Below are 12867 nucleotides of genomic sequence, written 5' to 3' on the forward strand. Positions count from 1 at the left end.
TTCAGTCAGGTGGATGCGTCCACGACGCGGGTGTATGGCGGTTCGGGTCTGGGGTTGGCGATCAGTCAGGCCCTGGTCGAGATCATGGGGGGCCGGATCGAGGTGACGAGTACCGTCGGGGTCGGCTCCACCTTCGCATTCACCATCCCCTGGCGACCGGCGTCGACTGGCTGAGCAGCGGTCGCCCCGAGCGCCGACGCCGGGATGACGCCGCGACCCACGAGAGTGCCGGGCGGGAACGCCCGGGGTCCTGGCCGGCAGACCCGTCCACTCCGCCGGGTCGATCCTCGCCGATTCCCCCCACTCCGGGGCTGCGCATCCTGCTCGCCGAAGACAACCTCATCAACCAGAAGGTCGCTCAGTTGATGCTCGCGCGCGGCGGCCACCGCGTCGACACCGTGAGCGACGGGCTCGAGGCCGTGCAGGCCGTCGGAGCCGTCGCGTACGACGTCGTGCTGATGGACGTGCACATGCCCGTCATGGACGGCCTCGAGGCCGCGCGCCGGATCCGGGGTCTCGGTGACAGCATCCGCCAGCCCGTGATCATCGCTCTCACCGCGAGTGCGACCACGGAGGCGAGGCAGGCGTGCCTCGAGGCGGGCATGGACCTCTACCTCACCAAGCCGATCCGGCCGGCCGAACTCGCGGAGACGCTGGCAACGGTGACGGGGGCGGGAACCGTTCTCGGCGACTGCCCGGATGCGGCCCCCATCGCTTCCCGTCCTCACGATGCCGTGATCGACTACGAAGTCCTCGGCTATCTCGACGACGTCGGCGCGGAAACCAAGGGCTGGCTGCTCCGGAGCTTCGCCGGCCAAGGCGAGAGCAGGCTGCGCGCGATCAGCGCCGGGATCGAAGCCCTCGACCACGAGCACGTGGTGGAGCTGGCGCACCGCCTCCGCGGCAGCAGCGCGACGGTCGGCGCGAGCGCCCTCGCCGCCGTGTGCGCCGAGATCGAGGCGGCGGCGACGCGGCAGGAGCCGATCACCGCGGGGCAGGTCGCCCGGCTCGGCACGGCGATGGACCGCACGCTCTCGGCCCTTGAACCGTTCATGCACCCCGTCCGTGAGCCCGAGCCCGAGCCGGAATCGGCCTGAGCCGAGCCGTCAGCCCGTGCCGATCAGCGCGCACTGCTCCTGCAGGCGCGAACGGATGCCGGCATCGGCGCACAGCGCGATCGCCCGTTGGTAGGCGACCCGGGCATCCGTCACCCGACCGGCCTGGGCGAGCAGGTGTGCGCGGGTCGCCCAGGCCGGTTGGAAACGATCGGCGCCCGGCAGCACGGCGACGGAATCGAGAGCGGCCAGTCCGGCCGCTGGTCCCTCGACCGCGCCGACGGTCGCCGCGAGCGCCACCCGGGCGCCGAGGGTGGGCGCGATCCGCACGAGCGCGCCGTAGAGGGCCAGAAGCGCCGGCCGGTCGGTCTCGCCCGAGCGAGCCCGGTCGCAGTGCACCGACTCGATGGCCGCCTCCACCTGGAATCGTCCGATCCGGTCGAAACCGTGGGCCCGCCGGAGCAGCATTTCCCCCTGCCGGATCAGCTCGCGATCCCACCTGGCCGGATCCTGGTCGTCGAGGGCGGTCGTTGATCCGTCCGGTGCGGCGCGTGCCGGTGCCCGGGACAGCGAGAACGACAGCAGCGCGGCAAGGCCGAGCACCTCGGGCTCGCGCGGAAGCAGGGCCGCGAGCACGGTCGCGAGGTACAGCGACTCCGCCGCAAGCGACTCACGCACACTCGGCCCGGCTACACCCTGCCAGTCGATCGCATAGGCGCCGTAGATCGCCTCGAGCACCGCGGGGAGCCGCCCGGAGAGTTCGCTCAGCCCCGGCACGGTGAAGGGGATCCGCGCGTCCCGAATCCGCCGCTTCGCCCGCACGAGGCGCTGCGCCATCGTGGATTCGGGCAGCGAGAAGGCCACCGCGATCCGGGCCGCGTCGAAACCGAGCACCGTCTGCAGCATCAGGGGCGTGCGAATGCCGGGATCAATCGCCGGGTGCGCGCAGACGAAAAGCAGTTCGAGGCGCTTGTCGGGGATCTCATCGGGGTCGACGTCGTCGAGCGAGAGCGGTGCGGGCGGATCGAGCGACCCAGACAGTCCGAACAGCACGGTCGGGTCGAGCGGCACGGTTCGGCGCACGGCGGTGGACTTCCAGCGGTCGCGGAGACGATTGCGCGCCACCGTGAGCAGCCACCCCTCGGGGTTGCCGGGAATGCCGGCCGCCGGCCACCGGGTCAGCGCCTCGAGGAAGGCATCCGCAAGGGCATCTTCGGCGGACGGGATGTCGCCGCCCGGCGCCGCGAGCAGCGCGAGCAGCCGGCCGTAGGACTCCCGGGCGACGGATTCCGCCCGCGCCCTGGCCGTGTCCCTGGCTGCGTCCGTGGCTGCGCCCGCGGCGGCTGCGTCGTGCGCGCCCGCTGCGGTCATTCCTGGCCGCGCCATGCTCCGTCCCGGAAGATGATTGCCGACGGACGGATCTCGACAGCCCCGTACTGGGCGGCGGGGCACTGTTCGGCCCATGCGATTGCCGCATCGAGGTCTGGCACCTCGATCACGAAGGTGCCGTTGAGGCGCTCCTTGGTGTCCGCGAACGGGCCGTCCTGCACCCGGAGCGCGCTGTCGCGCACGGTGACGGTCGTCGACGCGGACACGGGCTGCAGGATGTCGGCCGAGATGAGTACCCCGGCGGCGTCGAGCGACTTCCCATAGGCATCGAAGGCCGCGCGTCCCCATTCCATCATCTCGTCGCTGATGTTGGCGTCTTCGGCTTCCTTACTGATCACGAGCAATGAGTAACGCATCAGACTTCCCTTCGTCGTTGTGATACTGACACCACAATGACGAGCGAGCACGCCCCGAATCGACACCTCAGCGGGCGCGCAACCCGATCGACGTCGTGATCGCCTCATGCTGGCCACCGGAATGCACAAGATGCAGGCCGTCGCCGGTGACCGTGAGCTGGCTCCGGTAGCAGCGCAGGGCGGCCGTCGTCACGGCGCGACGGGCCTCGAGGTCGAGCCATTCGGCATCCGCTGCCGGATCGAGCACGATCTCGGCGAAGGGGGTCTGCCCGGCGAGGCATGCCGCACGGGCCGCCTCGTGCATGCGCACGTGGTCGGGGTGGCCGTAACCGCCGCCGTGGTCGTAGCTGATCACGAGGGCGGGCCGCACGTGCCCGATGAGCGCCACGACATCGGCCGTGACCTCGTCGAGGGGAGCGACATAGAGGGCATCGGCGTCGGCGTCCGCGGCCGGACCGGCGAGTCCCTCCCGGATCCAGCTCATGCCCGAGTCACGGTAGCGGCGCGGCGGCCGTCCTTCGGCGCGCGCGGGAGCCTGGCCGAGCCAGAACCGGTCGGCGATCCCGAGGACCTGGGTGGCTCTGTCCAGCTCGTCCTCGCGAACGCGTGCGAGCGCCGCGGTGCCCTCGAGCCCGGACAGCGGCCCGGCGACGACTTCGCCGCGCTCGCCACGGGAGGCGGTCAGGAGCGACACCCGGGTGCCGCGCGCGACGAGTTCTGCTGCGAGGGCTCCGGTGGTGAGGGTTTCGTCGTCGGGGTGCGCGTGCACGAGCAGGACGACCGGGAGGCCGTCGAGGATGCTCACGCGATCCGCAGCCCGCGTCGGTCGTCGTACTCGTCCGCGGAGCACGGCTCGAGCAAGCCCCGGTACACGTCCAGAAGTCCCCGCGCGCTGCGCGGCCAGTCGAGGCGTTCGGCGCGGGCGCGGGCGTCGACGGACAGCCGGCGGGCGAGGTCGGGATCGCCGAGCAGGGTCGTGATCGCCGCGCCCCAGGCCTGCGGGTCGCGGGAGCCGAGCACGATCCCGGTGTCGCCGTCGAGCACGGCTTCGCGGAGGCCCCCTGACGCGGAGGCGACGACGGGCACTCCGCTCGCTGCCGCCTCGAGGGCGACCAGACCGAAAGTCTCCGAGTGGGAGGGGATCAACACGACCCTGGCGTCGCGGAACAGCGCCGCGAGATCGGCGCGGGTCTGCGGGCCGAGGAATCGTACGGTGTCGGCGATCCCGTTCCGTTCGGCGAGGTCACGGAGGCCATCGATATAGCCGTCGAAGTCGCCGGAGGCGTCGCCCGCGATGATGAGCTCCGGCCGGAGTGCCGCAGGGACCGCCGCTATCGCCTCGACCGCGAGGTCGAGTCCCTTGAGCGGCTGCAGGCGGGCGGCGACGATCGCGTAGCCGGGGTCCTGCTCGGCAGTGCGGATGCCCGGCGCCGGGTGGAAGAGCTCGGCGTCGACGCCGGGGGAGACCACGAAGATCCGCTCTGGCGAGCCGCCGAGCCTGGTCACGATCGTGTCGGCCTCGGCGTTGCTGATCGCGACGAGGGCGTCGGATTCGCGGGCGAGCCAGGCTTCGCCGCGCATCCGCCCCGGTGACTCCGGCCGTTCGCCGGCCGAGAGCGGCGTCGAGGGGTCTGCGGCGATGCTGTGGAAGCTCTGCACGTGCGGGATGCCGCGGCCCTGGGCGAGCGGGAGCGCGGCCATGCCGGAGAACCAGTGGTGCGAGTGGATCACGTCGTAGTCGCCGAGGGCGGCCAGGCCGACCCGGAATTCGTCGATGACCGCCTCGTGCGCCCCCTTGCTGATGGGTTTCGCCGGCCCGGCCTGAAGGAAGCGGAGGGTGAGTCGCGGTGCGAGGACGACGGCGTCGGGAAGTGTGGCCGAGGACCGGCGGGTCACGATGTCGACGGTGTGGCCGGCAGCGGCCATGGCCTCCGCCTGCTGGCGGACCACGACGTTCATGCCGCCGGCGTCCCCGGATCCTGGCTCGTCACCCGGCGAGGTGTGCAGGGAGACGAGGGCGATGCGGAGGCGGGAGGCTGCGGGGGACACCCGTGAATCTTAACGCAGTCGCCTGAACCCGCCCTGCCGAACTCCGTCGAATAGGTCAGCGGGCGAGGGCCGGCACAGATCGCGGCCGCACGAGCCACCACAGGGCCGCGCTCGCGAAGACGGCGCAGGCGAGCATGACCGCTCCCATTCCGAGTGCGTCACCGGTGATGAACACCCCGACCAGCGGAGTGACGATTCCCGCGACGGTGAAGTTCATCGCGCCGAGCAGCGACGCCGCGAGTCCGGACTCCGCCCCGTGGGGTGCGAGGGCGAGGCCCTGCACGCAGGGAATGCAGACCCCCACGGCCATGATCGAGAACCAGAGCGGGATGACGACGAGCGGAAGCCCCCAGCCCCAGACGGCTGCGGTGCAGATCACCAGGGCGGACACCACGAGCACGGTCGTGCTGAGGGCCAGTAGCCACTGCGGGGCCAGCCTGCCGGCACGGCGCGCCCCGAGCTGGGTGCCGAGCACGAAGCCGAGGGCGTTCACCGAGAACAACAGCCCGTACTGCGCGACCGAGAACGCGTAGACGCCCTGGAACAGAAACGGTGAACCGGCGAGGTAGGCGAACTCGCCTCCCCAGACGAAACCGCCGACCAGGGCGAGTCCGAGGTAGCGGCGGTCCCGGAGCAGCCTGCCCATCCGACCCGGCAGCGCACGGATGCCCGACTGGATCCGGTTCTCGATCGGCAGGGTTTCCCGGATGCCGATCACCGAAGCGAGGGCGATCACCGCACCGTATGCGGCGAGCACCACAAAAATACCCCGCCAGTCGATCCACTGCAGCAACTGCGAACCCAGGATCGGCGCGACGATCGGGGCGAGCCCGTTGACCATGCCGAGCCGGGACAGCATCCTGAGCATCGGGATTCCGGAGAAGAGGTCACGCACGAGCGCGAGCGACACGACGCCGCCGGCCGCCGCCGCAGCACCCATCAGGAAGCGGAAGACAGTCAGCGCCTCGACGTTCGGGGCGAACGCGCAGGCAAGAGACGCGAGGACGTGGACGAGGGTCGCGACGGTGAGCGGCCGGCGCCGACCGATGACGTCGCTCCAGGGGCCGACAACGAGCTGGCCGACGGCGAGGCCGATGGTCGTGGCCGCGAGGGTGATCTGCACGGCCGACTCGGAGGTGTGCAGTGCCGCCGCGACCGCGGGGAAGGCGGGCAGGTACAGGTCGATCGTGAACGGCCCGAGCGCGGTCAGGGCGCCGAGGATGAACACGTACCGCAGGCGGTGACCCCGGCTGAGCAGTTCGCCCGGGTGCGCGGACGCGGTCATGCCCACTCGTAGTACGACTCGTCGACGCGACGGCCGACAGAGAGAGTCGATGGTCGCCATGTCTTCTGCGTCGAGTTCGAAGCCGAGGATGTCGATGTTCTCCCTGATCCGGTCGGCGGACGCCGACTTGGGCAGGGGAACGGTACCGAGCTGCAGGTGCCAGCGCAGGATCGCCTGCGCCTCCGTGACCCCGTGCGCCCGCGCGATCGAGGCGATCTCGGATGTGCCGAGGGCGAGGCCGCGGCCGAGCGGCGACCAGGCCTGGGTCATGATGCCTCGCTCGGCGTGGAAGGCGCGCAGCTCCGGCTGTGAGTGCAGGGGGTGCAGTTCGATCTGGTTCACGCTCGGGACCGTCCCGCCGAGCGCGATCACCTCCTCGACCTGCTCCCGCGAGAAGTTGGAGACGCCGATCGACCGCGCGGCACCGGAGCGGTTGACGTCTTCGAGGCCGTCCCAGGCCCGCAGGTGCGTTCCGGCGGAGGACACCGGCCAGTGCACCAGGTACAGGTCGACGTAGTCGAGTCCGAGGCGATCGAGGCTGTTCCTGGCTTCCTCGCCCGCGGTCAGGTGGTGCGTGTTCCAGAGTTTCGTCGTGACGAAGAGCTCCCCGCGGGGAATACAGCTCCGGCGGATGCCGATACCGACGCCGCGCTCGTTGAGATAGACGGCGGCCGTGTCGATCGAGCGGTACCCGGCGGCGATGGCCGCTTCGACCGCACGAGCGGTCGCCTCGTCGTCCATCGCGAAGACGCCGAAACCGAGTTGCGGGGTCGTCGCCCCGGTATTGAGGGTGATCCTGGGGAGTCGGGTCGGCGGCATGGGGCGCTCCGTTCGGTCGTATTATTATCGGACGAGCGTCCAATATAAAGCGAGCCTAGCGTCTTGCCGCGTGGGCTCAGGCCCGGATGCGGGCAATCAGGCCGTCGGCGAGCTGCTTCTGAAGCTCCGGAGTCATCAGGTCGGGGAACAGTACCGACTGCAGCGAGATCCCGTCGATGAACACCAGGATCTGGTCGACGAGCAGTCCGAGATTCGTGTCGACGGCCAGGTGCCCGCCCGCCGCGGTCGACGTCAGCACCCCGAGCCACCAGTCCCGAGCGACCTGCGCGGACTCCTGCCGGACCAGCTTGAGGCGGGGATCGTTGAGTGCCCTGCCGATGTAGCTGATGTCGATGACGGCCTCGATCCGCCGGTTCTCGTCCATCGGCAGCGTCTCATACAGCGTGGCCCTGAGTGCCTCGATCCCGGTTGACCGGCCGATCTTCTCCTCGACGCGGCGGAAGACCCGGTCATAGGCCAGGCGGTGGGCCTGAACGAGGATGTCGTCCTTGTCTGCGAAATAGTGGGCGAGCACGCCGCTCGAAACGCCGGCTTCCTTCGCGATCTGGCGCACCGTGGCCGCGTCCAGTCCGCGGGTCGCGATGACCCGCCAGGTGGCCTCGAGCACCTCAGCGCGCCGTTCCTCGTGGTCGACAATCTTCGGCATGTGTTGTGTCTCTTCCTCGTTCGCCCCAGTCGACTGCGGGAACCCATCGGCGAGTCCCCGGTTTTTGGACGCATGAGTTAATTTACTCGCTTGTAACAGGGCAGAAACTTATTTCGGACGCGTGTCATAAAAACTGTGAGGACAGCACAGACGAGGAAGTGAGCCAGGGATGACCATCACAGCACCACAACAGATCGAACTGCCCCTTGACGCCGCCCTGCGAGCCCGCGCGGGGAAGGTCATCCCAAGCGGGATGTACGGGCACATGAACGTGACCCTGATGCCGTCGGGGTTCCCCCAGTTCTATGCGGAGGGCAAGGGCAACCGCCTCTGGGACGTCGACGGAAACGAATATCTCGACTTCATGTGTTCCTTCGGCCCGATGATCTCCGGCTACGCGAACCCGGTCGTCGACGCGGCAGCGCTGGCCCAGCAGAAGCGCGGCGACGCCCTCGGTGGCCCGACCGCACGCATGGTCGAGCTCGCCGAACTGATGGTCGACACCGTCGCACACGCCGACTGGGCCATGTTCGCCAAGAACGGCACCGACGCCACGAGTCTCGCGGTCACGATCGCCCGGGCGGCGACGGGTCGGAAGAAGCTGCTCAAGGGCGGCACGGCCTACCACGGCGCGAATGCCTGGTTCAATCCGAACCCGCTCGGCAGCACGCCGGAGGACCGCGCAAACATCATCGACTTCGAGTTCAACGACCTCGCCTCGCTCGAGGCTGCCGCAGCCGAAGCCGGCGGTGATGCCGCGGCGATCATCCTCTCTCCATTCCGGCACGACGCCCCCGGCTCCACAGACCAGTACATCGTCGACCCGGCCTTCGCCAGGGGAGTGCGGGCGCTGGCCGACCGGATCGGCGCCGTGCTGATCATGGACGAGGTCCGCACCGGCTTCCGGCTGCACACCGGCGGCGCGTGGGAACCGCTCGGCATCGATCCAGACCTCACCGCCTTCAGCAAGGCAATGGCGAACGGCTACGCGATTTCGTCGGTCGTCGGCATCGACTCCCTCCGGCAGTCGGCCGCCGACATCTTCGCGACCGGATCGTTCTGGTACGCGGGTGCAGCGATGGCGGCCGCGATCGCCAACATCGGCCTGCTCAAGGCGACCGACACCCCCGCCCAGATGAACCGGGTCGGCCAGCTCCTGCGCGACGGACTTCAGAGCCAGGCCGCCGCGCACGGCTTCACGGTCTTCCAGAGCGGGCCGCCCGTGATGCCGTTCCTGCGCTTCGAGGACGACGAAAGCCTCGCGACAGCCGCGGCCTTCACCGACGCGGCGGTCCGGCGCGGCGTGCTGCTGCACCCCGCGCACAACTGGTTCCTCTCCACCGCGCACACCGAAACGGATGTCGCGTGGGCGCTCGAGCGCACCGACGACGCGTTCGCCGAGACGCGCGCCCTGTTCGGCTGACCCGTTCGACTGACCCGTTCAGCTGCCACCATCGCCACCCTTCCACCATCAGCACCCAGGCTCCGACGCTGCAGCCACCTTGAGAACCGGCGGGACGGCCGGGTCCGCAACCAACAGAGGAGACTCACGTGCACACGAAACAACGCTCCACCCGCTTCAAATGGCGCTCCCTCGTCGCGATGGCCGCGACCGCAACCCTGCTGCTGACCGGCTGCAGCGTCGGAGCGGCCACGACGGCTGTCGCGAAACACGATCTCGTGATCGCGAGGGCGATGGACCTGACGACCCTCGACCCCGACCGCGGCTACTGCGACACCTGCCAGATCGTCTTCACGGCACTCTACGACCGGCTCGTGATCGTGAGTCCAGAGGACTCGAAGACCCTTCAGCCCGGGCTGGCCTCGACCTTCACCGCGAACGCCGACAACACCCAGTTCACCTTCGGACTCGACCCAGCGGCGACCTTCTCGGACGCCTCGCCCGTCGAGCCGAAGGACGTCAAGTGGAGCCTGGAGCGCCTCGCCAACATCAAGGGCAGCGCCTCCTACCTGCTCGCGGGCATGTCCTCGATCGACACCCCCGACGCGAAGACCGTGGTCGTCAACTTCGCGGCGCCGAACTCCGCGTTCCTCGCGATCGTCGCGGCGTCGTACCTGGGCATCGTGAACAGTGACGTCGCCAGCGAGCACGGTGCATCCGCCGCGGCCGACGCGTCGACTGCGGACACCGCAGAAGACTGGTTCCTCTCCAACTCCGCGGGAAGCGGCCCGTACATCCTCGACAGCTACACGGCCAACAGTGCCGTGAAGCTCACGGCGAACCCGAACTACTGGCGCACCAAGCCGACCTTCGACACCGTGACGCTCAAGGAGGTCACCGACTCGAGCTCGCAGCTCCAGCAACTTCAGCAAGGTGACGTCGACATCGCCATGCAGATCAGCCCAGACGCCCTGGACCAGCTCAAGAACACCCCGACGGTCACGACGGCGGCCGTCGATTCGTTCAACTACACCTACATCGCCCTGATGCCAGGTGCAGAGGGCGGGGCTCCCCTCGCCGATGTCCGGGTGCGCGAGGCGATCAAGGACGCCATCGACTACGACAACATCGTCAAGACCCTCGTCGCAGGCTACGGGAAGCTGCAGGGCTCTCCGATCCCGAACGGCTTCGAGGGCAGTGAGAAGGTCGCCCTGCCGAGCTACGACGTCACGAAGGCGAAGGCGCTGCTCGCAGAGGCCGGCTACCCGGACGGCTTCACGATCAGCTCGACGTACCCGAAGATCGTTGCATACGGCGTCGACCTCGACCTGCAGATGCAGGCCATCCAGCAGAACCTCGCTTCGGTCGGCATCACGCTCGAACTGACGCCGGTCGACTTCAGCCAGTGGGCCGACGTCATCGGCGGCAAGGGAACCCCGATCACGGCCGTGTACTTCGCCCCTGACCACACGGACTCGAGCCAGTACGTGCAGTACTTCGGCCTGATCCCGAACGGCGGATACGTCGCCGACTTCGCCTCTCTGGCCGGCAAGACGGTCAACCAGGCCGAGGTCGACGGGCTCACGACTGCGCTCGCCCAGACCGGAGCGGAGCGCACGGCGAGCTACCAGGCGCTCGCCCAGCTGATGGCCGACGACGTCAATATCCTGCCGATCGTCAACCCGCAGTTGATCATGGCCCACGCGAGCGACATCACGGGTGTGACGTACAGCCCGTGCTGCAACGTCGACCTCGGGGCGCTCGGGCTCACGAAGTAAGCCACCGCCCAGCGACAGTGCGGGGCGCGGACCCGGTCCACGCCCCGCACTGTCTCCCTGTACCGTCGCCCCGCACTGTACCGTCGCCCCGCACTTTACGGAGTTCTAGATGCTTCGCTTCATCCTCAAACGGATCGCCATCCTGCCGCTGCTCCTGCTCGGCATCGTGACGATCGCTTTCGTGATCTCGCGGCTGTTGCCGGCGAATCCGATCGCCTCGCTCGTCGGCGAACGCAACCTCAACAATCCCGAGATCGTCGCCGCCGCCAAGGCGCGCTGGGGCCTCGACCAGGACCTCTTCACGCAGTACCTGACCTATCTCGGTCACCTTTTCCAGGGCGACCTCGGCACCTCCTTCAGCACCAAATCGAGCGTGACGAGCGACCTGCTCAGCCGTCTTCCGGCCACGATGGAGCTCACGATCGTCGCCCTCCTGATCGGCACACTCGGCGGCATCGCCCTCGGCGTGATCTCGGCGAGCCGGAAGGACCGCTTCGCCGACCACCTGAGCCGGTTCTTCTCCCTGCTCGGATCGTCCCTCCCGGTCTTCTGGACCGGCCTCGTCTTCCTCTTCGTCTTCTACGCCCAGCTCGGCGTTCTCCCCGGCCCCGGCCGGCTTTCGGCCAGGATCGAACCTCCCGCGAACGTCACGGGCTTCTACACGGTGGACTCACTGCTCGCCGGCAATATTCCGCTCTTCCTCGACGCGGTCAGCCACCTGATCCTCCCGGCGTTCATCCTGGGCTGGGGGCTGGTCGGCACGATCAGCAGGCTGGTCCGCGCCTCGATGCTCGATGAGATGCACGCGGACTACGTGCGCACCGTGCGCGCGAAGGGCCTCAGTGACGGGTTCGTGATGCGGCATCATGTGCTGCGCAACTCGCTCACCCCGGTCGTCACCATCGTCGGCTTCGCGTTCGGCGCGCTGCTCACCGGTGCCGTGCTCGTGGAGCAGATCTTCTCCTGGAACGGGATCGGCTCGTACGCCGTCGGCGCCACCCGCACCCTCGACTACCCCGCCATCAACGGGGTCACCCTCGTCGGCGGTGCCATCTTCCTCCTGGCCAGCCTGGCCACCGACATCGTGTACGCCGTCGTCGACCCGAGAGTGAGGCTCGCATGACCGCGATCTCGTTGCCCAGCCTGGCCGGAAACGCCCGCGACCTGTGGAAGCGCGGGTCGGCATCCGCCTGGCTGCGCCCACCGATGATCTTCGGCTACGTCGTGCTCGCCTTCTGGATCGTCGCCGCCGTCGGCGTGCAGTGGATCGCGCCGTACGACCCGATCAAACAGGTGGGCGAACGGCTGCTCGCGCCCAGCGGGACGCACTGGTTCGGCACGGATGCGCTCGGTCGCGACGTTTTCAGCCGCACCCTCTACGGTGCCCGCTATTCGCTCCCGATCGCCGCGGTCGCGATCGTCGTCTCGGTGACGATCGGCAGCGTGCTCGGCGCCGTGGCCGGCTACTTCGGCGGCTGGGTGGATGCCGTGATCATGCGCATCGCGGACATGACGATGGCGTTCCCCGCGATCCTGCTCGCGATGGCGGTCGCCGCCTCGCTCGGCCCCGGCCTGAACAACGCGTTGATCGCGATCGTGATCGTCTGGTGGCCGATCTATGCCCGGCTGATGCGCGGTCAGGTGCTCTCGATCAAGCAGCGGGAGCACGTCGAATCGGCCGTGGCGATCGGGGCGAGCGGTCCGCGGATCCTGTTCCGGCACATCGTGCCGCAGTCGCTGACGCCGATCCTGGTCAACGCGACCATGGACCTCGGCCAGGTCATCCTGCTGGTCGCCTCGCTGAGCTTCCTCGGCCTCGGCGCCCTGCCGCCCACGCCGGAGTGGGGTGCGATGATCACCGACGGCGCCAAGAACTTCTATCAGCCGTGGATCGCCGCGGCCCCCGGGTTCGCGATGCTCACGATCGTGCTCGCGATCAACTTCATCGGCGACGGCCTGCGGGACGCCCTCGACGTGAAGGCCACCCGCCGCTGAGTCGCCGGCAGCACAACAGGAAGCGGGGGGGGGGGGGGGGGGGGGGGGGGGGGGGGGGGGGGGGGGGGGGGG

Annotated in this window: 12 protein-coding genes; 6 read left to right on the top strand and 6 right to left on the bottom strand. The window is 69.1% G+C overall.

Translation table 11 applies throughout. The features are described from left to right. The first annotated feature begins 9 nt into the window (after nt 1-9). Both QN357_RS13775 and QN357_RS13780 read left to right on the top strand, forming a co-directional pair. Entirely contained in the window at nt 10-174 is a 165-nt protein-coding gene (locus QN357_RS13775) for an ATP-binding protein (protein ID WP_323505035.1), read from the top strand. A gap of 146 nt (nt 175-320) precedes the next feature. Then, the gene (locus QN357_RS13780; protein ID WP_323505036.1) at nt 321-1097 is read left to right on the top strand and encodes a response regulator; all 777 of its coding nucleotides are present in this window, start codon (nt 321-323) and stop codon (nt 1095-1097) included. Between the two features lie 9 nt (nt 1098-1106). Here QN357_RS13780 and QN357_RS13785 read toward each other — a convergent pair whose 3' ends face one another. From QN357_RS13785 to QN357_RS13810, 6 genes are all read right to left on the bottom strand, one after another. Further along, a complete protein-coding gene (locus QN357_RS13785; protein ID WP_323505030.1) occupies nt 1107-2426 on the bottom strand; it encodes an RNA polymerase sigma factor in 1320 nt (439 codons plus the stop codon). After that, complete coding sequence (locus tag QN357_RS13790; protein WP_134447210.1) at nt 2423-2800, bottom strand: YciI family protein; 378 nt, start codon at nt 2798-2800, stop codon at nt 2423-2425. The genes QN357_RS13785 and QN357_RS13790 overlap by 4 nt, the downstream gene beginning before the upstream one ends. Before the next feature lie 67 nt (nt 2801-2867). Next, nucleotides 2868-3605 carry a PIG-L deacetylase family protein gene (locus QN357_RS13795; RefSeq protein WP_134561798.1) on the bottom strand — a complete coding sequence of 246 codons (738 nt, stop codon included), beginning with the start codon at nt 3603-3605 and terminating at the stop codon, nt 2868-2870. Beyond that, nucleotides 3602-4849: a glycosyltransferase gene (locus tag QN357_RS13800; protein ID WP_241975308.1), complete on the bottom strand. Its 1248-nt coding sequence runs from the start codon at nt 4847-4849 to the stop codon at nt 3602-3604. The genes QN357_RS13795 and QN357_RS13800 overlap by 4 nt, the downstream gene beginning before the upstream one ends. 55 nt (nt 4850-4904) lie before the next feature. After that, the gene (locus tag QN357_RS13805) at nt 4905-6953 is read right to left on the bottom strand and encodes a Bcr/CflA family efflux MFS transporter (RefSeq protein ID WP_323505032.1); all 2049 of its coding nucleotides are present in this window, start codon (nt 6951-6953) and stop codon (nt 4905-4907) included. A gap of 76 nt (nt 6954-7029) precedes the next feature. Then, nucleotides 7030-7620 (bottom strand): TetR/AcrR family transcriptional regulator, encoded by a 591-nt coding sequence (locus QN357_RS13810; RefSeq protein ID WP_323505033.1) that lies wholly within the window; start codon nt 7618-7620, stop codon nt 7030-7032. Nucleotides 7621-7789: 169 nt separating this feature from the next. Here QN357_RS13810 and QN357_RS13815 point away from each other — a divergent pair, with 169 nt between their 5' ends. The 4 genes from QN357_RS13815 to QN357_RS13830 all read left to right on the top strand — a co-directional run bounded on the left by QN357_RS13815 (nt 7790) and on the right by QN357_RS13830 (nt 12795). Further along, a complete protein-coding gene (locus QN357_RS13815; protein WP_174774822.1) occupies nt 7790-9043 on the top strand; it encodes an aminotransferase class III-fold pyridoxal phosphate-dependent enzyme in 1254 nt (417 codons plus the stop codon). A gap of 128 nt (nt 9044-9171) precedes the next feature. Continuing rightward, the gene (locus QN357_RS13820; protein ID WP_323505034.1) at nt 9172-10800 is read left to right on the top strand and encodes an ABC transporter substrate-binding protein; all 1629 of its coding nucleotides are present in this window, start codon (nt 9172-9174) and stop codon (nt 10798-10800) included. A gap of 109 nt (nt 10801-10909) precedes the next feature. Further along, nucleotides 10910-11923, top strand: a complete 1014-nt coding sequence (locus QN357_RS13825; RefSeq protein WP_134447199.1) for an ABC transporter permease — start codon at nt 10910-10912, stop codon at nt 11921-11923. Continuing rightward, nucleotides 11920-12795 carry an ABC transporter permease gene (locus QN357_RS13830; protein ID WP_134447197.1) on the top strand — a complete coding sequence of 292 codons (876 nt, stop codon included), beginning with the start codon at nt 11920-11922 and terminating at the stop codon, nt 12793-12795. The genes QN357_RS13825 and QN357_RS13830 overlap by 4 nt, the downstream gene beginning before the upstream one ends. Nucleotides 12796-12867 lie beyond the last annotated feature (72 nt).

Origin of the sequence: Cryobacterium sp. RTC2.1 (genome assembly GCF_035018685.1) — a bacterium.
GTDB lineage: Bacteria > Actinomycetota > Actinomycetes > Actinomycetales > Microbacteriaceae > Cryobacterium > Cryobacterium glucosi.